Annotated in this window: 20 protein-coding genes and 3 pseudogenes; 12 read left to right on the top strand and 11 right to left on the bottom strand. The window is 35.6% G+C overall.

All coding sequences use genetic code 11. The annotated features are described in order from the left end of the window. The first annotated feature begins 8 nt into the window (after positions 1-8). A complete protein-coding gene (gene rpe / locus ACQH2Q_RS02370) occupies positions 9-689 on the top strand; it encodes a ribulose-phosphate 3-epimerase (RefSeq protein WP_182309494.1) in 681 nt (226 codons plus the stop codon). 143 nt (positions 690-832) lie between these two features. On the opposite strand, the pseudogene ACQH2Q_RS02365 reads toward rpe, so the two are convergent. The 4 genes and pseudogenes from ACQH2Q_RS02365 to ACQH2Q_RS02350 form a co-directional block, all read right to left on the bottom strand. Beyond that, positions 833-1,322 (bottom strand): annotated as a pseudogene (locus ACQH2Q_RS02365) (IS66 family transposase); the annotation flags it as partial. A 104-nt stretch (positions 1,323-1,426) separates the two neighbouring features. Beyond that, positions 1,427-2,275: pseudogene (locus ACQH2Q_RS02360) on the bottom strand (IS66 family transposase); the annotation flags it as partial. A gap of 112 nt (positions 2,276-2,387) precedes the next feature. After that, positions 2,388-3,470 carry a bifunctional diaminohydroxyphosphoribosylaminopyrimidine deaminase/5-amino-6-(5-phosphoribosylamino)uracil reductase RibD gene (gene ribD / locus ACQH2Q_RS02355; RefSeq protein ID WP_007550419.1) on the bottom strand — a complete coding sequence of 361 codons (1,083 nt, stop codon included), beginning with the start codon at positions 3,468-3,470 and terminating at the stop codon, positions 2,388-2,390. Next, positions 3,470-4,669: a deoxyguanosinetriphosphate triphosphohydrolase gene (locus ACQH2Q_RS02350; RefSeq protein WP_425383570.1), complete on the bottom strand. Its 1,200-nt coding sequence runs from the start codon at positions 4,667-4,669 to the stop codon at positions 3,470-3,472. The genes ribD and ACQH2Q_RS02350 overlap by 1 nt, the downstream gene beginning before the upstream one ends. 47 nt (positions 4,670-4,716) lie before the next feature. Between ACQH2Q_RS02350 and ACQH2Q_RS02345 the strand changes: the two genes are divergently transcribed. Then, positions 4,717-5,178 (top strand): HesB/IscA family protein, encoded by a 462-nt coding sequence (locus ACQH2Q_RS02345; protein WP_164224387.1) that lies wholly within the window; start codon positions 4,717-4,719, stop codon positions 5,176-5,178. 39 nt (positions 5,179-5,217) lie between these two features. Then, positions 5,218-5,892 carry an ABC transporter ATP-binding protein gene (locus ACQH2Q_RS02340; RefSeq protein WP_010962776.1) on the top strand — a complete coding sequence of 225 codons (675 nt, stop codon included), beginning with the start codon at positions 5,218-5,220 and terminating at the stop codon, positions 5,890-5,892. Between the two features lie 238 nt (positions 5,893-6,130). Here the strand turns inward: ACQH2Q_RS02340 and ACQH2Q_RS02335 are convergent, their stop codons facing one another. Continuing rightward, a complete protein-coding gene (locus ACQH2Q_RS02335) occupies positions 6,131-6,829 on the bottom strand; it encodes an alpha/beta hydrolase (protein WP_151808056.1) in 699 nt (232 codons plus the stop codon). Positions 6,830-6,984: 155 nt separating this feature from the next. On the opposite strand from ACQH2Q_RS02335, the gene ACQH2Q_RS02330 reads away from it, so the two are divergent. From ACQH2Q_RS02330 to ACQH2Q_RS02320, 3 genes are all read left to right on the top strand, one after another. Further along, the gene (locus tag ACQH2Q_RS02330) at positions 6,985-8,121 is read left to right on the top strand and encodes a cysteine desulfurase family protein (protein WP_264339472.1); all 1,137 of its coding nucleotides are present in this window, start codon (positions 6,985-6,987) and stop codon (positions 8,119-8,121) included. Between the two features lie 172 nt (positions 8,122-8,293). Beyond that, positions 8,294-9,619: an IS4 family transposase gene (locus tag ACQH2Q_RS02325; protein ID WP_264339118.1), complete on the top strand. Its 1,326-nt coding sequence runs from the start codon at positions 8,294-8,296 to the stop codon at positions 9,617-9,619. A gap of 811 nt (positions 9,620-10,430) precedes the next feature. Further along, on the top strand, positions 10,431-11,168 hold the full coding sequence (locus ACQH2Q_RS02320) for a WD_0702 family putative metalloprotease (RefSeq protein WP_012673220.1): 738 nt from the start codon (positions 10,431-10,433) through the stop codon (positions 11,166-11,168). 39 nt (positions 11,169-11,207) lie between these two features. On the opposite strand, the pseudogene ACQH2Q_RS02315 reads toward ACQH2Q_RS02320, so the two are convergent. Then, positions 11,208-11,309: pseudogene (locus ACQH2Q_RS02315) on the bottom strand (WPE palindromic element domain-containing protein); the annotation flags it as partial. Between the two features lie 298 nt (positions 11,310-11,607). Here ACQH2Q_RS02315 and tsaD point away from each other — a divergent pair. Continuing rightward, entirely contained in the window at positions 11,608-12,615 is a 1,008-nt protein-coding gene (gene tsaD, locus ACQH2Q_RS02310) for a tRNA (adenosine(37)-N6)-threonylcarbamoyltransferase complex transferase subunit TsaD (RefSeq protein ID WP_425383569.1), read from the top strand. Positions 12,616-12,967: 352 nt separating this feature from the next. Here tsaD and ACQH2Q_RS02305 read toward each other — a convergent pair whose 3' ends face one another. After that, positions 12,968-13,483 (bottom strand): IS110 family transposase, encoded by a 516-nt coding sequence (locus tag ACQH2Q_RS02305; protein ID WP_065095460.1) that lies wholly within the window; start codon positions 13,481-13,483, stop codon positions 12,968-12,970. Positions 13,484-13,584: 101 nt separating this feature from the next. Between ACQH2Q_RS02305 and ACQH2Q_RS02300 the strand changes: the two genes are divergently transcribed. Further along, positions 13,585-14,910 (top strand): IS4 family transposase, encoded by a 1,326-nt coding sequence (locus ACQH2Q_RS02300; protein ID WP_264339118.1) that lies wholly within the window; start codon positions 13,585-13,587, stop codon positions 14,908-14,910. On the opposite strand, the gene ACQH2Q_RS02295 is transcribed toward ACQH2Q_RS02300, so the two are convergent. Beyond that, complete coding sequence (locus ACQH2Q_RS02295) at positions 14,907-15,164, bottom strand: hypothetical protein (protein ID WP_182309174.1); 258 nt, start codon at positions 15,162-15,164, stop codon at positions 14,907-14,909. The two genes, ACQH2Q_RS02300 and ACQH2Q_RS02295, sit on opposite strands and share 4 nt — an antisense overlap. Before the next feature lie 521 nt (positions 15,165-15,685). Continuing rightward, positions 15,686-17,761, bottom strand: coding sequence for a hypothetical protein (locus ACQH2Q_RS02290; RefSeq protein ID WP_264339460.1), 2,076 nt, complete (start codon positions 17,759-17,761; stop codon positions 15,686-15,688). A gap of 94 nt (positions 17,762-17,855) precedes the next feature. On the opposite strand from ACQH2Q_RS02290, the gene ACQH2Q_RS02285 reads away from it, so the two are divergent. Further along, positions 17,856-19,244, top strand: a complete 1,389-nt coding sequence (locus ACQH2Q_RS02285; RefSeq protein ID WP_265023973.1) for a phosphomannomutase/phosphoglucomutase — start codon at positions 17,856-17,858, stop codon at positions 19,242-19,244. Between the two features lie 106 nt (positions 19,245-19,350). Here ACQH2Q_RS02285 and ACQH2Q_RS02280 read toward each other — a convergent pair whose 3' ends face one another. Beyond that, a complete protein-coding gene (locus ACQH2Q_RS02280) occupies positions 19,351-20,202 on the bottom strand; it encodes an Rpn family recombination-promoting nuclease/putative transposase (RefSeq protein WP_096616857.1) in 852 nt (283 codons plus the stop codon). A gap of 210 nt (positions 20,203-20,412) precedes the next feature. Between ACQH2Q_RS02280 and ppdK the strand changes: the two genes are divergently transcribed. Continuing rightward, entirely contained in the window at positions 20,413-23,148 is a 2,736-nt protein-coding gene (ppdK, locus tag ACQH2Q_RS02275; RefSeq protein WP_425383568.1) for a pyruvate, phosphate dikinase, read from the top strand. Between the two features lie 85 nt (positions 23,149-23,233). Here ppdK and ACQH2Q_RS02270 read toward each other — a convergent pair whose 3' ends face one another. Then, positions 23,234-24,262: a hypothetical protein gene (locus tag ACQH2Q_RS02270; RefSeq protein WP_425383567.1), complete on the bottom strand. Its 1,029-nt coding sequence runs from the start codon at positions 24,260-24,262 to the stop codon at positions 23,234-23,236. A 128-nt stretch (positions 24,263-24,390) separates the two neighbouring features. Between ACQH2Q_RS02270 and glpX the strand changes: the two genes are divergently transcribed. Together glpX and ACQH2Q_RS02260 are read left to right on the top strand one after the other, a co-directional pair. Continuing rightward, positions 24,391-25,317, top strand: coding sequence for a class II fructose-bisphosphatase (gene glpX / locus ACQH2Q_RS02265; RefSeq protein WP_425383612.1), 927 nt, complete (start codon positions 24,391-24,393; stop codon positions 25,315-25,317). A gap of 81 nt (positions 25,318-25,398) precedes the next feature. Continuing rightward, a complete protein-coding gene (locus ACQH2Q_RS02260) occupies positions 25,399-26,766 on the top strand; it encodes a hypothetical protein (protein WP_265023970.1) in 1,368 nt (455 codons plus the stop codon). The last annotated feature ends 214 nt before the right edge of the window (positions 26,767-26,980 follow it).

Genomic DNA, 26,980 nt, shown 5'->3' with positions numbered 1-26,980 from the left:
GGCAGCTCATGAGTATTAAAATTGCACCTTCTATACTTTCAGCAGATTTTGCAAAATTAGGGGAAGAAGTAAGAAAAATTAGCGATTTAGGTGTAGATTACATACACATAGACGTTATGGATGGGAATTTCGTTCCAAATATTACAATTGGTCCTAGCGTTGTTTCTGCAATACGTAAATATAGCAATCTTCCTTTTGATGTGCATTTAATGGTCAAATCTCCTGGTAACCACATTGAAAGCTTTATAAATGCTGGTGCTGATATTATCACTGTACATGCAGAAGCAGAGATACACCTTGAGAGGTTGATAAGAAAGATAAAGTCATACAAAAATGTAAACGACGAAAAAAAACCGATTCAAGTTGGAGTTTCAATTGTTCCTTCAACTTCCCCAAGTGTGCTTGAATATATAATACATGAGCTAGATATTGTGCTGATTATGACAGTCAACCCTGGCTTTGGAGGGCAGGAATTTATTCATTCACAGTTGAACAAGATATCTACTATAAAAAAAATGATACAGGAGCGTAATCTTAAAACACAAATTTCAGTAGATGGTGGAATTAACTTTTCTAACGCAGCTGATATAATAAAAGCAGGTGCTGATATTTTAGTTGCGGGATCGGCGATATTCAAGGCTGAAGATATTAAGAAGGCCGTAAACGATCTTAAAAATCTATTGTTGTGACCCTATATAGCTAAAGTGGCTTAGGTTTACCTACAATTTGAAAAACAACAAATGCGTCATTCCGCTACTCGTTAGCGGAATCTATGCTGAGATACCGCGGCGGTATGACGTAGAAAAACCTTTCTTGGGTTGTATCCGTTCAGCTAAGCGGTGTGAGAGATGATAGATAAGAGGTTTTGGAAAGCCCATTTGTTTCCATGTCAAGTATAATGAAATTATCCGTTCAAGTTCCCCGCTTCGATTGGGTAAAATATGAATTTTTGCGATAAACGACATAATGCCGTATTTGCCGTTCAGCATGGTTATTTGTCAGCGGAATATTTTCTGGGTCATCTAAAAATTTCCACATCATTCTTTCAGATTTCAAAATATTTTTTGCAACTCGAGAAGCTCCAATTGCTTCAGGTAAACGGCTTCAAGTAATACCTTGTACGTTTTCGCAATTTTCTGGCACGTCTGGTAAATCTAAAAACATCTATCTCATTTTTTAGCAAGGCCTTTTTTAGTGCAAATAATTCAGTGGCTACGTTTCTTAAGTAACAGCCCAGAACTTTAACTTCAACTATGTGCTAATCTTTCAAAATCTCTTGATAAATGTGCCCAACAGATTTGCCTGTTCTTATCGGCAAAGTATAGCTCTTTTTACAATAATCCGAACAGACCGTAATATGCTACTGGCCTGCTATAGCCATAAACACATATCTTATCGCATTCGGACTATTATAAGAAAGGCTATAGTTGTATGCTGCGTACCTGTCGTAAGCTATTGCGATTGCAGAACTTACTATTTTGTAAAACCTTCATTCCTCTTGACTCTGTCAATTTTATAAAACTTGCTGTATTACTGGCAAACATCCAGCACCAACCAAGTTTACCTTTGTTATAATGGCTCGTTTCATCGATATGCAGAACTTCACTTTTACTTACTTCTTGCTCGATTTGCTCATATGCTTCTTGGCATTTTTCTGCAACTCTAGCCTCGCTATTTGACACGCTACCAACACTGATGTCCAGGTTGAAAATATTTTTTATAATATTTGCTACTTCTCTTTTCGAGTTCTTGTAAAATCCGCTCAGCGCCGCAATTGTTGACTTAACTTTTGGACCAAATGTATCCGCAGTAACACCTTCTGGTAGCCTGCTACTTTTTCTTTTTCCACACTTGCAACAGCGGCCATTGGTATTCCACAACATAAGCTGGCAAATCAACTTTTTGATGAATGTATGGCTCTTTCGATATCGCAATTTCTCCTCCGCACTCGCAAGAACTCTATTTTCACCACTTCATCTGCTTCCATTTTAGGGCGATACTTTCCTTCATGCCCAATCTGTGCCCCTATTTTCCTGTCACTTTTTTTCTTTTTCTTCTTTAGCTTGTATAACTCTTTTGAGCTCGGTATCGATGAATTTTGTGAATTCAGACCTAGTCTTTCTTTCAATTCAGCATTTTCGATTCTTAGCGCCTTATTCTCAGATCTAAAATTTTCGTTTTCTATCTCTAACCTCTTTATCTCTGCTTTTAGTTGCTCTATCTCTATTTTAAAGCTTTCACAGAGCTTGAGAAGACTAGCTAGTAGATCAGACATATTTACCACACATACTACTTGTGATATTATGTTTTTAGCACTCCTTGTCTACTTTTTATTTTACCGCTCCGCTGAACGGATACCTTTTTTTTACTGTTTGAGTATGTAAGGATTATGACGACCTATCCCAAACCTCAACTATATCCTCACTAAACTCTATTATCTTTGTTTTTTTAAACTGATAACAGTTGTTAATGAATTGAATCCCTAAATCTCCTACAAAAGGAGTGGCATCATTGCCTAAAATTTTACCACTGCGGCATATTATCAACCTGTCGATTAAATTACACTTTAATAGTTCTGTGATTAACACTCCTCCACCTTCAACTAATAATCTTGTTATACCAATTTCTGAAACAAGTTTTAATGCCATGTCCTTTAGGCAAACCTTACCTGCGTTGCTTGAATTAACTACTAAGTAGTTAATGTTTTTTATTTTTTTCTCTACTTCTTTATTTGTGATGACCCAAGTTATTACTTTGTCTGCAGTCTTTGCAATGTTATGCTCTTCCTTTAATCTCCCTTGACTATCTATAATTAGCCTTATTGGCGATCTACTTCCGAGTCCTGGTAATCTGCAAGTTAAGAGTGGATCATCATTAATAAGAGTATTGCTGCCAATCATAATTGCATCATATTTCGTTCTGAGCTCATGCACCCAGTTTCTCGTATTTTCACTTGTTATCCATTTGCTATCGCCTGTAAATGTTGCGATTTTTCCGTCAAGAGTTGTTGCGACTTTGCAAGCTATAAATGGTCTATGTAATTCTTTAGTGGTGAAAAAACCGACATTCAGTTCTTTTGCCTCTTTTTGCATAATACCTTGCTCAACTTCAATTCCTGCTTCTTTCAGAGCTTTCATGCCTCTGCCTGAAACTCTACTATCTGGGTCAATAGTTGCAATTACTACTCTTTTTATGCTAGCTTTTATGATTTTTGCAGTGCAAGGCCCCGTGACTCCGTGATGACAACATGGCTCAAGAGTGATATATATAGTTGCGCCATGAGTTGAATCTTTAGCGTTTTGCAAAGCGACTACCTCCGCATGCGGACGCCCACCAATCCCTGTGTATCCCTCACTAACAATTGTACCATCCTTTACAATAACACACCCGACAGCAGGATTTGGTGCAACATTTCCAAGATTTTTTTCTGCAAGCCTTAATGCAATTGACATGAAATGATCATCAGTCATTAGAAAGAAGTCATTTCGTATGAGGTATCAAAAATTCTTCTGTGCTCGTGTATAGCAAATCTATCTGTCATACCTGAGATATAGTCACATATTATTACTGAACGCTGAGATCCACAAGCGAGTTTGCTCCACTCTGTGGGAAGTAATCCTGGGTTTTCATAAAAACATTGAAAGAGTTCCTGTATTATGCGTTTTGCTTTGTTCATCGTTCTACTCAGTTTATAGCTTCTGTATATTTTCTCCATGTTGAATCTTTTCATTTCTTTTGTAGCATTCGCAACTTCTGGTGAAAATGTGACTAGCATTTTATTTAGACTTCTTACGTCTTCTACGCTTTTTATTTTGTGATCTTCAATATTTCTTTCAGTCTGAGAAACAACATCACTTATCATAGTTCCTATAGTTCCACTCAGTGATTCATGTATGAGTTTGCTCTGAGGCAATTCTGAATATCTGCTCCTTATGTCTTTAAACATTTTTTCAATTAAAGGAACATTCAGCAAATCTTCGATGGTTACTAAATTCGCCCTGAGTGCATCATCAAGATCGTGAACACTGTAAGCAATATCATCGGCAATTGAAGCAACTTGCGCTTCAATGCTTGAAAATTCTTCAAGTTTTAGATCATATTTTTTGTTGTATTCTAATAACAGCTGATTACTTGTAGAAGACTCCGCGTTTTGACCAAGCAAGGGACCGTTATGTTTTGCAACTCCTTCAATCACCTCCCAACTTAGATTCATACCATCAAAATCAGCATGTTTTTGTTCAAGATAAGTTAAAATCCTTATAGCTTGAACATTATGATCAAACTCATACTTCTCGTTATCAAGATTCAAATCTTGAATTGATTTCTTTAGAGCATCTTCACCTGCATGACCAAATGGAGGATGACCAAGGTCATGTGCAAGCGCTATGCATTCAGTGATATCCTCATTTAAGCCAAGTCTACGCGCAATGGACCTTGCAATTTGTGCAACTTCAAGGCTATGAGTAAGCCGAGTGCGATAGTAGTCGTGCTCATAATTGATAAAAACTTGTGTTTTGTACTCCAATTTTCTAAACGCATTAGAGTGAATGATACGGTCCCTATCACGCTGAAAGCAGCTGCGATTCTCATCTTCTGGCTCTTTGAAGTATCTCCCTTTTGTTTTGCTTGGAAAACATGCATAATTTAATAGAAAATTATTGTTTGACATGTAAAATTTCTACTATAATAAGTTATCAATAATAAACGGTGGTTACTATGTCAACAAATTACAACATCAACTTAACTGATAATGCACTAAAAAAAATCCACTCTCTTGCAGAGCAGGAAGGAGATAAGAGTTCCGTTTTACGGGTTGCAGTTTCAGGCGGTGGATGTTCTGGCTTCAAATACAATTTTCTTATGGATCAAATGAATAAAAATCTATCTTTGGATGATGAAGATGATGATTACGATGATGAGTTTGATGACGAAGACGAAGATGATGATTATGAAGAAAGCGAGGACTATAGAAGCCATTCCAGTTTTAGCGAAAAAGGTAAAGATATAGTAATTAATGATGAAAATGGTAATCCTGTATTAATGGTTGATAATTGTTCAGCAAAATTTTTAAATAACTCAGTTATAGATTATACTGAGGATCTCAGTGGTTCTGGTTTTCAAATAAAGAATGCCTTTGCTAAGTCTCAATGTGGTTGTGGTAACAGTTTTTCGGTTTAATTATTACTAAAACTTAGATGCCTTCTGGATCTTTTAAACATGGGTGGTAATGTAGCACTAGAACTAACTTCCGTAGATAAAAGCTTCAAGAACAATTCTGCTGTTGTAAAGGATATCAACTTAAGTGTCACAAGAGGGCAAGTAGTAGCGCTGATTGGCGATTCAGGTGCAGGGAAAACAACTATATTGCAAATCGCAGGCTTGTTGGACAAGCCAACTTCAGGTATAGTTACGATAGATGGAATAAATTGCACACAAGCCAGTAATAAGCATAAAACTCATGTAAGAAGAAATTTTCTTAGTTTTGTTTATCAATTTCACTATTTGTTACAAGAGTTATCGGTGTTGGAAAATATTATGCTTCCTCAACTCATTGCAGGAAAAAGCAAAGCTGAAGCAAAAAAAAATTCGCAAGCAATGTTGGAAAAATTTGGTCTGGAAAACAAAGCAAGTAGCATGGTATCTGAAGTTTCGGGTGGGGAAAGGCAGAGAGTTGCAATTGCAAGAAGCATTGTAAATTCTCCAAAGCTTTTACTTGCAGATGAGCCAACAGGAAATTTAGATCCAACAAATTCTTTTAACGTGTTTTTACTGCTACATTCATACGTAAAGGAAAATAACAGCTCTATGCTTATAGTAACACACAATCATCTCCTTGCAGAAAAGGCAGACTGCATTTTCCAATTGAGAGATCGATCATTAGTGAAGTTGTGAATAGGAAAAATAGCACAATTTCTATGCCTTATACTTATCTAACCAATGATCATTAACAGAGTACAACTCGCATGAAATGCTTTCATTGCTTTTTATACACGGACTTTTTAACTTACGCTGTTTACTTAGGGAACACCCCGATAACATAAACACAGCTAAAACAAAAAATAATAGCTTTTTAAACATAACAAAACCTTTTCATTTATATTACTACACTCATTTCTCTTGTTTGTAAAGATTAGGCATATTCTTTTACCCTTACCTCTTTTTTGACCTTTTGAAAAGAAATAGTTGCACTATTCAAGCGCAGTTTTATATAATTGTCCACGATTTGAGTCACTTCCTCTTCTTTATCCTTTAGAAAGTGATTAGTATCATCTATTATATGGTATTTCATGTGATCACTTCTTACTGAATTTATCAACCTTTTTGCTAATTCTGTTACATCGCTTTCTTCTGAGATTGTATCATTACTGCTTTGTATTATAAGCCCAGAAACTGGACAGGGAGAAAGAAAAGAAAAATCGTACTTAGTTACCGGAAGAGAAAGAGCAATAAAACCCACTATCTCAGGGCGGCGCATTGTTAGCTGCATAGCCACCCATGCTCCAAAAGAAAAACCAGCGATCCAAATTGGAACATTGCTAGGATTATGTTCCTGAAGCCAATCAATGGCTACCGCAGCGTCAGTTAATTCTCCTATACCCTTATCAAAAGTTCCGGTAGATTTTCCCACACCACGAAAGTTAATCTTCAATGCAGAAAAATTGTTATCGATAAAAGACGTATATGTACTATGTACAATTTTACTATCCATATTACCACCATATTGAGGATGATGATGTAAAACCAGCACAACCGGCGCGTTGGCATCTTTGCTTTGGTGGTATTCACCTTCTATCTTTCTTGTTGCATTATTCAAAAAAACTTCAACCATGGTAACCCCTAATAAGAACCCGCTTGACAGGTATTAATGACGTGAGTTATTAATTATGTATTAATTTCGCTGTTTTTGCAATAAATTTTTTATCGTGTTAAAGCTAACGTACATAGTTATGGCTATAGTTGATGGTAAACTTATTTAAGTGACAGATGAGTCCATTCTCTTTAGAAAATAGTGGTTGCGTATATGCTGATTACAATGCAACTGCTCCAATTAGTGAAAATGTAAAAAAAAGTATATTTGAGGTCTTGTTAAAACAAACGCTCAATCCATCATCACTACATAAAAGAGGACAAGAAGCGAGGAAGATTCTTCAGGATGCAAGAGATAACGTACGTGGTGCTATTGGCGTCTCAAGTGATAAAGAAATAGTTTTTACGTCTGGTGCAACTGAAGCGAATAACCTTGTTATGAGAGGAATAGCAGGCTACCTGCATATAATTTCAGCTATAGAGCATCCTTCAATTCTTAATTCTGCATGTAATCCATATATAATACCTGTTAATCAGGAGGGCATTGTTGACTTTTTAGAGCTAGAAAAAATTCTAAGCGAACTTAAAGGAAACAAAGCAATAGTTTCAGTTATGATGGCAAATAACGAAACCGGAGTTATTCAACCTATTGAGGAAATAGCTAAAATAGTACACAAGTTTGGAGCAATTTGCCACACTGACACTGCTCAAAGTGTTGGGAAAATTAAAGTTAATATGGAAGATTTAGGAGTGGATTTACTCACTTTATCCGCCCATAAATTTGGCGGTGTAGCAGGCAGTGGAGTTTTAATATTCAATAAAGAACTTGCGATAGAACCTATTATAATAGGTGGTGGACAAGAGAAGGGATTTCGTGGTGGTACGGAAAATATTGTTGCGATTGCAGGCCTTTCTGCTGCACTGCAAAATATTCCAGACCTTCTATCAAAAATGGATGAAGTAAAGGAGCTACGTGATCAATTAGAGTGTGAATTATTAAATCTTGCCAGTGACATAAGAATCTTCGGTAAAAACTCTAAGAGGCTGCCAAACACAAGTTTTATTTATATGCCAGGAGTAAAGAGTGATGTGCAGCTTATGCATTTTGACTTGAATCATATTGCAGTTAGTAATGGCTCCGCATGTTCTTCTGGAAAAGTTGAGCCTTCCCATGTTTTGCTTGCAATGGGGGCAACAAAAGAGCAAGCAGAGTGTTCAATTAGAATCAGTATAGGTCCAGAAACTAAACCACAAGACATAAAAAAAATAGTGGATTGTTGGTATAATATCTACAAGCAGAACTCCTTGGTATAGATAATACGTGATATCATGCAGGGAGCTATAAATTAGATGTAAAAAATTCCTTTACAAGTTTCGCCAGCCCCCTTATCATAACCATACGCGTCAAGTTAAGGAAATAAAGGTATGAAAGAGATAGAATAATAAGGTATAAGTTCTCCCAGATATACTTTTAGTGAGAGAACCAATGAATAAAATAACTTGCTTATCAAAAAAGCTCAAAGAATTTTTTAATGAAAAAGCAGAGAAAATCTCAATTACAACAAGGTTTATAAAAAGAAAGAGAAAGCTAAAAGGTTCATCATTCGTAAAAGCCATGGTCTTGGGTAATATAGGAGTTGATAATTGTAGCGTAGAAACAATGTGTCAATTACTAAACGAGGACTCGATAGATATAACAAAACAAGGTTTGGATTTTAGATTTACTGAAGAAGCAGTGGAATTTATGAAAAGGATGTATAATGAATCTGTGATTCTCTTTAAAAATATCTTGCAAGTTGATTGCAAAATCTTACAGCAATTTAATAGTGTTAAATTATTGGACAGTAGCTATATTACTCTACCTAACAGTATGGAAGAGATGTATAAAGGTTATGGTACTAGCTACAGTGGCTATGAAAGCAATACTAAGTCTGGAATAAAGTTACAATTAGTTTTCGACTACATGAATCAGATAATAGACCAACTTAATTTAACGGAGGGGGTAAGATCAGACCAGGGATATAGGAAACATTTAAGTAATATATTAAGCAATGATTTGCTAATATCTGATCTCGGTTATTTTGTGCCAAGTTCTTTTAAACAAATCAATGAAATAGGAGCTTATTTCATAAGTCGTTATAAATCCGATACCAACATATATGATGTAGAAACAAATCAAAAAATGGAGTTATTAGAATGTTTAGAGGATAAGTTATTTTTAGAAAACGAGGTATTGTTAGGAAAAGAAGCAAAAATTAGAGTAAGAATTATATGTCAGAAACTAACTGAAGAACAGTCTATGGCCAGAAGAAGGAAAGCTAATAGATTAGCAAGATCGCAGGGATATACATCCTCTAAAAGAAATCAAAAATTGTTGAACTGGTCAATATTTATAACTAATGTTCCAGAAAATAAAATTAGTGCTGAGCAAGTATTAACGATTTACAGAGTAAGGTGGCAAATTGAGTTATTATTTAAATTGTATAAAAGCCATATCAGGCTTGATAAGCTAAAAGGAAAGCCATGCAGAGTATTATGTGAACTATATGCTAAATTGTGCGCAATTCTTATATTTCACGGCATAGTTGGTTGCACAGAAGTGAAAAAGAATACAGAACTTAGCTTAACAAAGGCATTTATTGAGCTAAAAAGGCGGGTTAGAGAGTTATTTTTAGTATTAACCAAAATTAATAGTTTAAAAGCATTTCTTAAAAAACTCACTATAACTTGGTCGCGATTTTCATTAAAAGACAAACGTAGAAGGGCTAGAGTATCCACTTTAACCTCTCTAAATTTGCTCACAATCTCTTAACTTGACGCGTATGCTTATCATAACAGTGAAGCTATTTATTTATCTTCGCAATCTGTGCAGGTTAATGACAAAAAACTTAGGGTATTTGGCGTCTCATGTTTAATTTTTCGCACTACGTGCATCGCATGTCTTTAAAAATTTTTAGGTTTTTACCTATATAAGCCGAAACGCGCTTACAAAGCGTTTAAGACAGCAAAAAACGTCAAATTGACAAGGGAGAATTTGAATGCTAGCTACTACGGGGTTTCTTTGCCTTTTTTCCTGCTTAGTAAATTTCTTAAACACTTGCGGTGTAGGTTAGTTGCAAGTTAAAAGCAGCTAAATCGCTCTTAATCAAGCGTTTTAGAATAAAAAAAACGCCGATATTTTAGTACATAGTAAATAGCCAACCACCACGGGGCTTCTTTTGCCTTTTTTTTATTTAGTAAATTTCTTAAATATTTATGGCTAAAGCAATTTAAGAGACCGAAAATGGTGTCATTTCAGTGCCCCTGTAATGTCATCCCAGTGCCCTGACTACTTGGATCCAGGAATTTTATTAAGTTGGTGAGCATAAAAATAGCTGTTTTACGTTAAAATACAATGTTTTGATGATTATGGAAAGGCTGGATTCCAGTGCCAAGCACTGGAATGACATCCTCCCTTATGGAAATTGCTCTCAAATCACAATGTTCGTACAGCTATGGAATGAATCGCGGTATGACGGTTATCAGTAAACATGAATTACTTTAGCTATGCAATCAGGCTTCCTAAAAACACTTTGTAGCCAATCAATTCTTGAGTATAAAAAGAATTCCTTTAATAATAAGGTATGCTAATCAGGAATTTAATAAAACAAGCAACTCAAGTAGGAAGCAGTGAAAATGCAATACGGTATGTCGAATATCTCTATCAATTTGAGAAGTTTAGAAACACATTAAACCTCACTTTATCACTAATAAAGCAAAATAGGCTCTCATTTGAAATATACCAAGAGGGATTAGTGGATATGGAAGAGGGAGTGTGTAAGACAATCAGGTCTTCCAGTGTAAATAGATATGTTATTGTACTGAGGAAGTCAAACCCATACATTATAGTGCATGAACTTTCACACATGGTTGAAAATGAACTGAACTTAAATTTGGAGCAGGAATTCCTCCATAAAGTTTACCAGGATATTGAGCAGAACCTAAAGCAAGCAAATATTCTTGTGCAGAAAATTATCGGCCAAGTTATATTTAAGGAGATACAGGCTTATCAAACTGCAAAATCACGTGCATCTGAATTATTTGCACGCTATTTTGAGCTATTTGCTTGGGCGCAGGAGGTTTACCCTAAAGATAAAGAATACTTAATCCGCACTCAAGACTTAAACAAAGTGTTCCTTGCTACTGGCCAATGGAAAAAGAGCTACCTTGATTCACAAATGATGGAGAGAATAGATAAGGAAATCAAGGAATACAGCAATAAAACTGCCACTAAAGACGTAACCAAAGTGCAAAGCAGTTGGACTAATAAATTTTCTCCTGGGGGCAAAAAAATTAGCTCTATATTTGGAGATGATGATTAGATTATAGTGCAGGTTTTCCTACGTCATGCCGCCGCGAACCGTCATACCGCGATTCATTTTTTTGGTGTACGAACATTGCAATTTGCAGGTAATTTGAGTAGTAGATGGTGTCATTCCAGTGCTTGACACTGGAATCCAGGAATTTGGATTGGGCACTAAGTTGGTGAGCATAAAAGTGGCTGATCTTATGTTAAAACACAACGTTCTTGATGAGATTACGGCAAGGCTGGATTCCAGTGTCAAGCACTGGAATGACACCATTTGCTGTGCAGTTTACCTTTAAGAATGAATGTTCGTACAGTTGTGCGCGGTATCTCATCAGCTAACACGTAGCGGAATGACGGTTGTCGGTAAATCTTTTAGCTGTAGAAGTTAACTTTGCAGTTAACTTCTACAGCGTTTCAAAGTATAGTTTTGGTAATACAGTAACTAAATATACATGAAAACCATTTTAGCTGTTGAAACAAGCTGCGACGAAACTGCAGTAGCGATTGTAAATAGTGACAAGCAAGTCCTTGCTCACAAGATTCTTTCTCAAGTAGAACACAAAAAACGCGGTGGGGTGATTCCTGAGATAGCTTCACGTGCTCATATGGAACATTTAAGTGGCCTGATAAAAAGCGCTGTAAAAAAATCTAACCTTAACTTTTGTGACCTCAATGCAATTGCAGCAACATCAGGACCAGGACTCATAGGTGGATTAATAGTTGGTACAATGATGGCTAAAGCAATTGCGCATGTAGCACAAAAACCGTTCATTGCAGTGAATCACTTAGAAGCGCATGCATTGGTTATTAGGTTACTGCATGAGGTAAAATTTCCATTTTTAGTCCTACTAATATCAGGTGGTCACTGTCAATTTTTAATTGCACAGGATGTAGGTAAATACATTAAACTTGGAGAAACGCTCGATGATTCACTAGGAGAAACATTTGATAAAGTTGCTAAGATGCTGGGTTTAAGCTACCCAGGAGGCCCATTAATTGAAAAGTTGGCTAAAAAAGGCAATGGCACAAGATTCAAACTGCCAAGGGCAATGATAAAACGTTCTGGATGTAACTTTTCGTTTTCTGGGATTAAAACAGCAGTAAAAAACTTAGTACAAGAACTTAAAATGAGCGAGCAAGATGTGTGTGATGTATGTGCTTCGTTTCAAGAGTGTATTAGTGACATACTGCTGGACAGGGTTAGTAATGCGATTATTATGGCCGAATCTTTAAATATCAAAATCAATGACTTTGTGATTACCGGCGGAGTTGCAGCAAATAATTTCTTGAGAGAAAAATTAAAACAACACATAAACTTAAACATATTTTTTCCCCCTAACGACCTATGTACAGACAATGCAATTATGGTTGGATGGACAGGAATTGAAAGGTTACAGAAAAATTATATAGATCCACTTAATTTTGCACCAAGACCTAAGTGGGAGTTAGAGAGTTATTAAAAGCTCTCAATTCTGAATTATAGCTAAAGTGACTTAGGTTCTCTAATTGCACATAAGTCAACAATAATTTTCACACAAATCAAAACAGCATATCTTCTCCATAATCCTTGGTAATTTTACATAAGTTAAAAGTAGCATATGGTTCTCTCCGCGGTCTGAGATGACAATAAATTTGTCAAGCCGCATTATACTTGTTAGGCGGAAGTGGACGGCAACATATTTACCACGAAGTCTAACTAAGTTCTTGCTTGTCCCTTCCATCGGCATTGCTATCTTTATTTTCAATAAAATTATTGTCCTATGCTCTTTTGATGTTTATTGATAATAAAATTCTGTTTTATCAACCAACATCCTATGCATAATTACAGCTAATTTTCTTGCTACTGCTACAATTGCTTTTTTCATTCCTTTTTTCTTCGCAACCCCAGTTTTTTAATTTAAATGTCCTCTTGGTAACTGTAAGCATTGTTTGTGCAGCTTCATATAACATACTTCTACATTCCGCTGGTCCCATCTTTGATATGCTGCCATGCCGATCAACTTCTCCAGAAGAATATTGCCTTGGTGTCAACCCTATATATGCTCCAACTGTATCAGATTTCTCAAACCTATGTGGGTTATCAATTGCAGCTTTATACGTCATTGCTACTATAATCCCCACTCCTGGAACAGTAGTTAACAATTTACAATCATCGTCTTTTTCACCTTGTTCTGAAAGCATTTTGTCAAGCTTTCTTAATGACTTTTCTATTGCTTCCAAACTACAAACTAACGCTTCAATTGAACTCCTACTGATTTCATCCAAATTATTTATTGCCTCTTGTATTCTTAAAGCGAAAGTTTCAAATTTTGATCCTTTATCGACCATGTATCTTCAACCATACGCGTCAAGTTAAGGAAATAAAGGTATGAAAGAGATAGAATAATAAGGTATAAGTTCTCCCAGATATACTTTTAGTGAGAGAACCAATGAATAAAATAACTTGCTTATCAAAAAAGCTCAAAGAATTTTTTAATGAAAAAGCAGAGAAAATCTCAATTACAACAAGGTTTATAAAAAGAAAGAGAAAGCTAAAAGGTTCATCATTCGTAAAAGCCATGGTCTTGGGTAATATAGGAGTTGATAATTGTAGCGTAGAAACAATGTGTCAATTACTAAACGAGGACTCGATAGATATAACAAAACAAGGTTTGGATTTTAGATTTACTGAAGAAGCAGTGGAATTTATGAAAAGGATGTATAATGAATCTGTGATTCTCTTTAAAAATATCTTGCAAGTTGATTGCAAAATCTTACAGCAATTTAATAGTGTTAAATTATTGGACAGTAGCTATATTACTCTACCTAACAGTATGGAAGAGATGTATAAAGGTTATGGTACTAGCTACAGTGGCTATGAAAGCAATACTAAGTCTGGAATAAAGTTACAATTAGTTTTCGACTACATGAATCAGATAATAGACCAACTTAATTTAACGGAGGGGGTAAGATCAGACCAGGGATATAGGAAACATTTAAGTAATATATTAAGCAATGATTTGCTAATATCTGATCTCGGTTATTTTGTGCCAAGTTCTTTTAAACAAATCAATGAAATAGGAGCTTATTTCATAAGTCGTTATAAATCCGATACCAACATATATGATGTAGAAACAAATCAAAAAATGGAGTTATTAGAATGTTTAGAGGATAAGTTATTTTTAGAAAACGAGGTATTGTTAGGAAAAGAAGCAAAAATTAGAGTAAGAATTATATGTCAGAAACTAACTGAAGAACAGTCTATGGCCAGAAGAAGGAAAGCTAATAGATTAGCAAGATCGCAGGGATATACATCCTCTAAAAGAAATCAAAAATTGTTGAACTGGTCAATATTTATAACTAATGTTCCAGAAAATAAAATTAGTGCTGAGCAAGTATTAACGATTTACAGAGTAAGGTGGCAAATTGAGTTATTATTTAAATTGTATAAAAGCCATATCAGGCTTGATAAGCTAAAAGGAAAGCCATGCAGAGTATTATGTGAACTATATGCTAAATTGTGCGCAATTCTTATATTTCACGGCATAGTTGGTTGCACAGAAGTGAAAAAGAATACAGAACTTAGCTTAACAAAGGCATTTATTGAGCTAAAAAGGCGGGTTAGAGAGTTATTTTTAGTATTAACCAAAATTAATAGTTTAAAAGCATTTCTTAAAAAACTCACTATAACTTGGTCGCGATTTTCATTAAAAGACAAACGTAGAAGGGCTAGAGTATCCACTTTAACCTCTCTAAATTTGCTCACAATCTCTTAACTTGATGCGTATGGTATCTTCAACAACCCTCTTATTGTTCCAATAACCTGCTGTTTGCTACACATTAGCTGTCTTCTGCTTCCAAGCGCTATTTTAATTTGACAACTGATTTTACTAACACTTCTCATCATCTGCGCTATACCCCTCGCATCGTTTTTATCATTCTTATTGATTCTTGCAGACAACGCTGCTGCCATATGCCTTGCATCTACACAAATTACTGGTAATCCAAAACTCCTTAACTCTTTGCACATTGATATTGACAACTATCCACTTTCTATTCCTATGGGTTCGTATTTTTTGCCTTGGCTAATCTGCTATTGCCTTACTTTCGCTTGCAACAACTTCTTCCTTAACAACTTTTCCTTTCTCATCAACGATACTTATAAAAGTTTCTTTTAATGAGATCGCTATAATATTTCATGACCTACTGTAAAAGTTTAAATTATTTTTGAAGAACCAATTCATTGAATTTGTTACTTCGTGCTAAAATAATGGAGTATGTCTCTCCATCATTCAATAGCAATTACAGTATGTTTAGCTATAATTTGAAAAACAAAAATTCGTCATTCCGCTACTAGTTAGCGGGATCTAGAGGTACCGCGGCGGCATGACGTAGGATTGCTGTCATCCCGCTGCTTGTTAGTGGCTAAGAGATACTGTGAATAAATCACGGTATGACGGTTAAGTATCCCGCTACGTGTTAGCGGCTGAGATAACGCGAATAAATCGCGGGATGACGTGTTGCTTGGGTCAGCTATAGAAGCAAAACTCATCATTTTGAAAGAGGAGGAGATTTTTCCGGACCCTCAGCAGGGATTGATTTTGGATCTGATAATTCTGTATTTACCTTGATTGGCTCTAATGGAGTTTTCTGCTCTTCCGGTTTATCATCTGGAATTGGAACAGGCCAATCCATAATGTTTTGCGGTATAACTTCTGCTTCTTTAGCTTCTTTTTGACCTGTTGAAGATGATGCATCAACTCCTGCATTTTTAGTAACTTCTTGTTTGAGTTGTTTATTTTCTTCTTGTAATTGCTTTAAATTTTTCTTTAACTCGTCAATCTCTCTTATTTTTTGTTTTAATTGTTCAGATATAGTTAGTTTGTCTCTAGTCAATTTTTTGTTTTCTTGTCTTAACCCACTAGCTGTTCTGCTTGAGTTGTTGTTTACAGCTTGTATACCTTGGTCTTGCTGCTGCATGCTTGTTCCTCTACTTTCATATTCAACTTCAGTTTGAGTTGCCTGACCTTTTTCCTGCTGTAATATGTTCTGCAGTTGCTCTAGACTCTCTTTGGCAGATTTCAACTCTTCTTGTAACATATCTTCCTTTTCCTTAAGCTGACGTTGAAGCTTTTCTATTTCCCCCTTCGTATTTTCTTCGCTTAGCTCATCTGCAAGTGATCTTCCAGGTTCAAGTTGTCGAATTTTCCTCTCTAAGTCTTCCTTTTCTCTCTGTAATTCATTTAATTCTTTAGACAATTGGTTCGCCGTTTCAGCCAATGTATTGTTTTCCTTTTTTGTTTCCATTAACTGTTCTGCCAACTGCTTTTTATGATCATCGTTTAAACCTTCCACTATTTTCTTCAGGTCATTCTCCAAATTTGCATTCTTTTCCTTTAGTACAGTTAAATTAGCTTCACTTTGCTTCAATTTTCTCTGTAATTCTTTATTTGCCTCATTTGTTTCACCTTCCTTATCTTTCAACTGATCATTTAAGTTCTTTATTACATCATTTTTATCCTGTAGTTCTTCCTCTTGTTCCTTTATTCTTTGACCTCTTTCAAATATCGCTCGCTGTTGTTCATTGACTTTATCTCTCAAGGAGTCACGTTCTAATCTTAGATCCTCAAGCTGCTTTGCCTGCACTGCAAAATATTTAGCAAATGTTTCTTTTTCTTCCTCTAATTCCTCAACTTCATCTTTTAATCCTTCTTGCTCATACTCTTCTTCATCACCAGACATATCATCCTCAAATATTTCATCTTCATCACTAAATTCACTGCTGGTGGATATAGAACTTCTACGTGAAGAAGGTGTGCTAGGAGAGGAATACCCACTGCTGCTTGGTGTAGGTGACTGTGGTGATATATGTAGATCTTTTGTAAATATTTCCTCTGCTGGTACTTGCTGATCGTCTACACTCTTGGATATGCCAGTAAAAGCTTGATACAGAGTTTTTCCGTTGATAAAAACTTCTTTATTTTGTCCAACTAACTTTAATACTTCTTCTGAACTCGTTATTCCTCCAAATTTTGGCTCACCAATAACACTCTGTATACCACCAGAATCCAATTTTACGGTCATGCTACAGTCTATGCTGTTACCTTCAGAATCCTTAGCCTGCCAATTAATGGTCATTTCACATGAGCTTGAACCAGTAAAATCATAGTGCCTTTCGCTGCCTTTTTTGGTTGCAGTTATTTGACTATCTTTCCCTAAAGATATGTTATAAACCTTACCTTCACTGCTAGCTCTTAAAATATTGCTAATTTCTATTGGTTTTTCTTCATTTTCAAATCTAATTTTGAAGTCATCATCTTTTGTTGAATACGCTAAGAAATTTTGATTTGGTAAAGATGCTTCAAATTCTCTATGTGTTTCATTTATTGATTGCTCAAATTTTTGGAACTCCTTTTCCCACTTTAAATTTATCTGTCCTGTAATGTTCTCATCTTTGCGTAAAGGGCCAATAAAATACCAGATTAAATTTTTTTCCTCCAATTGTTTTATAGTCTCTTGAAAGCTGCTACAAGATTCAATCACATCTAAAATATCCTTTTTCTTCTGTTCATCTACATCTAAACTTTGACTTTCAGCTATAAATACATTTTCGTTTTCCTGTGGCATAATTTTACATTTTAAAAAATATACTATAATATTAACAGATTTCTTTAAAAAGTCAACTAATTGTTGGATAAATAAACTTGAGCATTTGGCCAAAATGTTATATAGTAGTCACTTCAAGAAGTACAGTATGGACAATACCATTATAAGAAAATACGATATTAGAGGTATAATAGGCAAAGACTTGCAGATTAATGATGGGTACGAGATAGGTAGAAAGTTTGGCCAAACCGTAGTTAGTGTTTGTGTCGGCTACGACAGCAGAATAGATTCACCAGGTATAGAAAGAGAATTAATTAGGGGCTTAACTTTATCCGGTGCAAATGTTATACGCGTTGGACTATGCTCTTCACCTATGCTTTACGCTGCAACACAAATCACACAGGCGGATCTTGGTATCATAATAACTGCCTCTCATAACCCCAGCGAATATAATGGCTTTAAATTTTTTAGTAATAAAAAAGTCTTCTCAGATCAAGAAATGAAGGAAATTATAAGCAGTCCAATTAAAAACAGCACAAGAATTGGAAGCTTAATTAACATAAATATATATAGTGAGTACATTAGCATATTGAAAAGTGCAGTGAAGAATAATACTACACAGAAATTAAAAATAGCCTGGGATTGTGGAAATAGTCCAGCAAGTGGAATTATAAGGTATATTGAAAAGATCTTGCCTGGTCATACGCATATCGTAACCAATAACTCTATAGATGGGGCATTTCCACTGCATGATCCAGATCCCATAGAGGAAAAGAACCTCGCTCAATTAATTGACATTGTGAAGGAATGTGAATGTGATCTTGGCATTGCGCTAGATGGCGATAGCGATAGGGTGCGCTTAATTGATAATAAAGGCAACGTTGTTTCCAATGACCATTTATTTATAATTTTTGCACGTGAAGTGTTGGAGGAATATCCAGAAAGCAAAGTTATTGCTAACGTAAAAATGAGTATGAAAGTGCATGATTTTGTTAGTAAGTTAGGAGGGCAAGTTATTACCTGCGCTACTGGACATTCACTAGTTAAGAAGAAGATGGTAGAGGAAGAGGCAAAGTTTGCTGGTGAATTAAGCGGGCACTTCTTCTTTTCTGAGCTAGGTTTTGATGATGGGCTATATTCTGCTGTTAAAGCAGTTGACATTTTGCTTAAGAAAAACCAAAGCCTATCTCAGGTAATTGAGGATTTACCGAAGTTATATATCACTCATGAAGTAAAGATTGTAGTGAAAGATGAGAAAAAATTTCAAATAATTGAATCAATAAAGAAAACACTGGAGAAGCAAAATATTGTATTTTCAGATCTTGATGGTGTTAAAGTAACCGATAATAAAGGTTGGTGGCTTCTTAGGGTATCAAATACGCAAAACTGCATTACAGCAAGATGCGAAGGAGAGACTTTAGAGGGTTTTGAACTTACTAAAAAGGTTTTGTTCCATTACATTGATGAAGCAAGGTCTTTAAATTGTAGCTACTCACAGAAATAAATTTGATTTATAAAATTGACATGAAAGTATAAAGATAAATAGGCTAAATGTACTTATCACCTGGTCAGGCTGCAGCATTATTTCGTGTAACCGTTTGCGGGTCCACTTAATTCTGCAATTCTTTGATCTCACTCATGGAGAGGCCAGTAAACTTAACAATAGTGGTGACATCAACATTATTAGCCAGCATTGTTTTTGCAACTTCAATTTTTCCTTCCTTTTTAGCATCATCAAGTTTTTGTTCAAGAACAGCCCGTTCATCACGAATACGTTTTATTTCCTGTTCGTAGGCAATAAATTCTTTCTCTGACCAGTTGAATCTATTTAGTTCTTCATATGCCTTTTTAATTATTACATCACTACCTATTATCTTTTCCAATTCTTCTTCGCTAGTTTCATCTGCATATTTAAAATAATAGATCCATTTTTCAACTATACTCTCCAATTGGTCTTCTTTAGTTTTAGGAAATTTTGGTAACTCAATAAATGTAAAATAAAAATCTTTTAAATCATGTTCATAGCTATCTTTGTCTAACATTACATGATCTGACTTATACTCAGATTTATTAGGAAAGAGAATACAATCAGCAATAGCTATAAAAATGATTTCTTTAAGATCCTGATATTGATCACCTTTATCAGCTTGCCTTGAATAAGCTTTAGCAGCGTAATATTGAGCGCGTTTTTCAAAGCCTTTAGTTTTGGCAACTTGCATTTCGACTATTACTTGCACCCCATTTTCATCCCTGCAAAGAACATCAACGATACTTTGTTTTTTAGAGGCAATTTCAGCATCTTGAATAGTGCTGAGGAATTCTATTTCTTTTATTTCATCTTTGCCAGTGAACCCCAAAATATCATTGAGAAAGTGAATGAGGATGTCTTTATTTTTTTCAGTACCAAAAATACGCCGAAACGCAACATCATTCTTGGGGTCGAGAAACTTAGAAAGAGCCATAAAAAAATTTTTAAATGTATCTTTATATTATATATTCTTATTGATAATAATTCAATAATTTGTCATCTTTTTTGTTAACTTTACTGATGTTGCCAGAGGGAACGTTGTTGCAAAATTTTGTAAAATTTATTATCCTAAGGTTTCAAGTCCTCACCGGTTTATTGGAACTATATGTACAATGTGTTTATCAGTGAAAATCCGGAGAAAATGATGGGGGAAAAGTTAATACATTACTTTAGCCAGGGTAAATGCGAAGGCAATGCAGAAATGAAAAATCTGCTGGGAGGAAAGGGGGCAAATTTAGCAGAAATGTGCAATGTTGGCATTCCTGTTCCACCTGGTTTCACAATTTCCACCTCTGCTTGCAAAGTCTATTATCAAGACAATAGATCTTCTGTCATCCAAGTAGCTGACTACTCGGATCCAGAAAAAAATGTGGTCACGCACTGGAATGACATATGTAGTGAAATCAAAAACTACATGGCGATGCTCGAAAATGACATCGGTTGTAAGTTTGGGGATTTAAATAACCCCTTATTAGTTTCAATACGCTCTGGTAGTGTTAGTTCAATGCCGGGCATGCTTGATACTATTTTAAATGTTGGCCTAAATGATGAAACCGTTGTTGGGCTTGCAAAAAAAAGTGGCGAACGTTTTGCTTACGATAGCTACTGCCGTTTCATCATGATGTACTCCAATGTTGTACTACAGCTTGATCATCACCTATTTCAAGATGTTATTGATAATAAGCAGCAAAAGAGTGGAGCAAAAAGCTTAGCTGATCTTGATGTTGATGTTTTAAAAGAAATTGTTAACAATTTCAAAAGGATAGTACATGAAAAAACAGGAAAACATTTCCTGCAGAACGTTGAAGAGCAATTGTTAAACTCAGTTAATGCAGTATTTGCCTCTTGGAAAAATGATAGGGCTGTTTCCTATAGAAGAATACATAATATTCCTGAAAACCTTGGAACAGCGGTCAACGTGCAAGCAATGGTTTTTGGTAATTTAAATGATAATTCTGCAACTGGTGTGATATTTACACGAAATCCTTCAACTGGAGAAAAAAAATACTTTGGTGAATTTCTGATTAATGCTCAGGGTGAGGATGTGGTTTCTGGTGTTTATACTCCTATGCCAATTGACGGAGAGCAAAAAAACACCATGGAGAAGTTGCTGCCAAGTGTCTACCGAGAATTATGTGTGGTATGTGAAAAACTTGAAAGGCATTATAAAGACATGCAGGATATCGAATTTACTGTACAGGACGGTAAATTATGGATTTTGCAGACTAGGTCTGGCAAGCGCACGGCTGAAGCTGCTATTCGCATAATAGTTGATATGGTAAACGAAGGAACGATTACAAAAGAAGAAGGAATATTGAGAATTGATCCAAAAACCTTTGACAATTTATTGCATCCAGTTCTTGACGTTGAGAGTGACCAAAAAGTAATAGGGAAGGGGCTACCTGCTTCTCCAGGTGTTGCTTCTGGATATGTAGTGTTTAGTGCAAGTGATGCTGAAAAAGCTGCAGAGCAGGGTAAAAAAGTGATTTTAGTAAGGTCAGAAACGAGTCCTGAAGATATTAATGGAATGAATGCTGCAAGCGGCATAGTAACAGCACGGGGAGGGATGACCTCGCATGCTGCTGTTGTAACCCGTGGAATGGGTAAGCCATGCATTTGCAGTGTAAGTGGACTTTATATCGATAAAGATGGAATTTTCTTTTCTGTAGGGGATACAAAAGTAAATAAAGGTGAACCAATTACCATCAACGGAGGAACAGGGGAGGTTATGCTTGGCATTCTTCCTACAATTTCGCCTGAATTATCGCAAGAATTCAAAACGATAATCAACTGGATAGATGAAATCAAAACGATCAAAGTGAGAGCGAACGCTGATACTCCAAAAGATGCAAAAATTGCAAAAGAATTCGGTGCAGAAGGTATAGGCTTATGTCGCACAGAACATATGTTTTTCGCTAGTGATAGAATCGAATTCATTCAAAAATTGATAATAGCTGACGATGAAAATGAAAGGGCAAATGCGCTCATTAAACTAGAAGAAATGCAAAAGTCTGATTTCAAAGAAATATTTTCTATTATGGAGGGCAGGGAAGTCACTATACGGTTGCTTGATCCACCTTTGCATGAATTTTTACCCAATGATCAGTCTACTATAGAAAAAATTGCCAAATCACTTAGTAAGTCAGTTGAGTCAGTAAAAAATAAAATAGCACAGTTATCAGAAAAGAACCCAATGCTTGGCCATCGAGGTTGTAGACTTGCTATTTCTCATCCTGAAATATATAGCATGCAGATTAGGGCAATACTTAGTGCTGCAAGTGAATTAAAGAAAGAAAAGAAGATAGAAGTGGAACCTGAAATCATGATTCCTTTTATCATGAGTGAGAAAGAGTTTGTTCTGATATGCGAGCTAGCAAAGAAAGAATCCTCTGTCATCTCAGCTAGGATCCAGATGCAGATTCCAGCGTCACGCGCTGGAATGACATCAGACAAGGCGTACTCAATTGGAACGATGATAGAACTACCAAGAGCAGCACTGATTGCTGATAAGTTAGCAAAACATGCAGAGTTTTTTAGTTTTGGCACTAATGATTTAACGCAAACAACCATGGGACTTTCAAGAGATGATTCAGTTAATTTCCTCGATTCTTATAAGGAAAGCAACATATTTGACAATGATCCATTTGAAGTGCTGGACATCGAAGGGGTAGGGGAGTTAATCAAGATAGCCATTGAAAGAGGCAAAAAAACCCGAAAAGAAATAAAACTGGGTATATGTGGAGAGCATGGAGCAGATCCAAAATCTATAGAGTTTCTCATCGAATCAGGGGTAGATTATGTTTCATGCTCACCCTATAGAGTACCGATTGCAAAGTTAGTGGCAGCACAGTTTAGTGTTAGATCTAAATTTGCTAGGTAAGTATAGTGGCAGTGTTGGCTACTCATATGGTTTGAGCCCACCAGAGGGTGTCATTCCAGCGCGTGACGCTGGAATCTAGTTTTTATTATGACCTTCTGGATCCCAGTGTCTGGGCACTGGGATGACATCCTGTTACACGTTCAACTTCATTCTCTCTCATCTCCCTATAACTTGGTAATGTAGAATTTTTTACATGCAACCCGGTATATATTGCAATCAAAGCAGCTATGACACTGCAAACTACTGCACCAGCTACAAATGGAACCATCACAGCAGCAGTAATGAATAATCCTGTAATAACAACTCCAACAACATCTTTTGTCAATGAGGTGTAAAAATCCTTTTTGCTCTCTTTATATTTAGTTTCTTGTTCATTTGGCATAGAAAATTGAGAATTTGTGAAGACATTTTTATTATTATCACAATCTGATATAGTAGTTTTGCCGGTATTTGTTTCTATTGTTAATACAGGCGTTTCATTTTCGTTACTATGACCTGGCTGATCATTAACACTACTTGACACAGGTTGGTTAGCATTTGCTTCTGTTACTATAGGAGGTGCTGGTACTATATTTTCTTCTACATTGGATGTTTCTGGTGTAATAAAATTTAATAGTATCTGAGTAATTTCTTCAACTTGTGTAGTTTGTTCTTTATCCATGGCCACCTTTAAAGCCTTTTGCATGTTTTCATCATTTACATGACCTAACAATAATTTAACTCCCTGGACATACTTTTGAGTAACAGCACAGAGCAAAGCGTTAAATTTTTCTTCTTCATTAAACTTACCACTATCCAGGAGTATTCTTACAACATCAGCTTGCTTAGTCGTTATAGCTTCGCTCAATCCAGCTTTTACATGTTTGAATTGACCAGTATTGCCTTCAGTTTTCAACTCTGTGAGTAATTTAATAATGTGTAGAAATATAGCACGATCATTGGTGTTGTCTGTAACATTAGGTCCCTTTGAATTAACAATATGCCCAAGTAAAGTATAATGATATTTATTTGTTTTTTTTATGTTTATCCTATTTTCTTTGAGCTTCTCACCAAACTCCTCAGCAGTTATATTAGGATTGTTAGTTACAATTTCCTTTATCTTTTCATAAGTCATGTCAAATTTTACCACTATTACTATCTAATTTATTATAGCAACTTTCCCAAAACCAGTCAAGGCATATTGCAGTTTCAAGCAGCATGATATATCATGATACATATTGAATATAGTTCTTAAAGCAAATGATGGAAGATTTAGCCTATAAATTAGTTAAAGTGACCGAAGCTGCAGCACTTGCTGCGTATAAATTGGCAGGCTTTGGTGATGAAAAAAGGGCTGATCAGGTTGCAGTTGATGCAATGCGTACAGTATTAAATTCAATGGAAATAAATGGTACTATCGTAATTGGTGAAGGTGAGAGAGATGAAGCGCCGATGCTATATATTGGCGAGAAGGTTGGCACTGGAAATGGTCCTGAAATCGACATTGCCGTTGACCCACTTGAGGCCACTACGATTTGTGCTCATTACAAACCAGGGGCAATGTCTGTTCTTGCTGCAACGAAAAAAGGTAATTTTTTACATGCACCTGATGTTTATATGGAAAAAATAGCGGTAGGAAAAAATCTTCCAGAGGGTGTAGTCTCACTAAAAAATAGCATTGAAAAGAATCTAGACAATTTAGCCAAGGCAAAAAAGTGCAAAGTGAATGATCTCGTGGTAACTGTACTTAAACGTGAAAGGCATGGTGAATTAATAGAGAAAATCAGGAAATTAGGATCAAAAATTAAACTAATAGATGATGGTGATGTTGCGGCCGTAGTTTCACTAGTAAATGGCAATCATGATATGTATATCGGTATAGGAGGAGCACCAGAGGGAGTGCTTGCGGCTGCAGCGCTAAGCTCTATCGACGGACAGATGGAGGGAAGATTAGTACTTGATATGGATCAGTTAAGAGAAAGAGCAAAAAATTTAAATATTGATGACCCAGAAAAAGTCTACGCCGTAAAAGATATGGCAAGAGGTGAATCAGTGTTCATTGCAACTGGAGTAACAAGCGGAGAACTTGTGGATGGAGTTAAATTGAATCATAATACCTATTCAACTAATTCTTTAATAATTCTGCCTAATAGGCTGATAAAGCTGCAAACAATGCAGAACTTATGTTAGCTTTTTTAGTTTCTAATTTTAGCTTTACAACATTTAGCATTAAGATATAATCAAGTTTACTTATAACAATAGAGGTGTGAAATGTTTTCTAGTATTATAAATCTATTTAATGGTTTGTACAAAAATTCGAGTACCAAGGAAAGTGAAGAAAAGTTGACTCTTCTATCTCCTCAAGCAAATCTTCAATTCGATGAGACTCAGGTACAAAGTGTGCTCTCAGATTTTGAGGAATTGGAGTTTAAGGATAATAAGTGTTTTGACAAAATAGCAGACGATTATGAAAAGAAGGGGGAGAGTGCCCTTTTTAACTATGTAATATTGAATAAGCGGAAAGAAATAATCGATATATTAGATAGGAATCTTCCTCTCCTCGAAGAACAGGAGGAGTTTAGAAAGAAATATGGTCAATATGTTCTTCAAATTGACAAAGGAATGAGTTATGGAAAAGAACTTCAAGATGGACTTCGGTCTTTTGAAGATAGGGCAGAAAAAGTATTATCAGATTTTGAAAGATTGAATTTTGATTTTAAGGATAATAAGTGTGAAGATTCTTCTGATTTCGTAAATTATAATAACGGTTGGCCGGCAGATCCATTTGACAAGATAGCAAATTATTATCGAGAGGATGATATTTTCCTTTTCAATTATGTGGTATTGAGTAAGCGAAAAGAAATAATGGGTATATTGGATAAGAAGCTTACTTCTAAAGATCAGGAGGAGTTAAAAGAAAATTTTAAAAAGAGGTTGGGTAGATATCTTATTCGAATTGGTGAAAGAATGAGCGATGGACAAGAATTTCTAAAAACTGGTAGTGCAATTGCTTTCTTTGATGGGTGTTATGTGCCATGTCCATATGCAAACCGTCTTCTTAATCATTATGACCATCTTAATATCAACATTACTAAACCTGAACAAAGTTTAGAAACCAGTCGTCTTTTCACTGAAAAAACTAAAAGAATGGAAGAAGAGAAAAGCGAGGTAAAAAGAGCAAAAATATACAGCAATGGTGAAAGAATAGTAACAATTGAGAAGAATGAGAAACAACAGAGGAACTACTCCTTTACAAAATTTGCAATATGTGACATCGAAATTAGTTGGGGTGCAAAAGATGAATCTGGAAAAGACCTTAACTGTACTGTTGTTCTAAATATAAATTTAGGTCAAGTTAGTATTAAAAAATCAACTATTGACGGTAAAGATGTTGAACCAAAGAAAATTTTAGAGTTAGCTAAGCAAAACGAGGCTGTGCTTATAAAAGGTAAAGCTTTACATGAAGTTTTAGCAGCACATTTCATTAAGCAAACACCATGTGAGGAAAAGAAGGATATGCAATCGCACGAGAATATCGTTGTACCTGGTTCCGGTGCACCTCGCTCTATTAATGAGGAAATAACTGTAGAGCATCCGTTCGGGAAAGCGGCAAATAAAGATAATCATAGAGAAATGTGAGTTTACAACAAATGGTGCCATGAAAGTAGCTGATACATAACTGTACGAACGTTTGTTTGCGAAGAAATGTTATAGCAGGTTTTGCCTCAAACACAAAGGTGTCATTCCAGTGCTTGACACTGGAATCCAGCCCTTTTACGCAGTCCCATTAAAAACGTTGTATTTTAACGTAGGATTAGCTACTTTTATACTCACCAATTTAATCTCTAATCAA

Source organism: Wolbachia endosymbiont (group A) of Melieria omissa (assembly GCF_964031125.1).
Taxonomy (GTDB): domain Bacteria; phylum Pseudomonadota; class Alphaproteobacteria; order Rickettsiales; family Anaplasmataceae; genus Wolbachia; species Wolbachia pipientis.
This window is presented reverse-complemented; position numbering and strand designations above follow the sequence as displayed.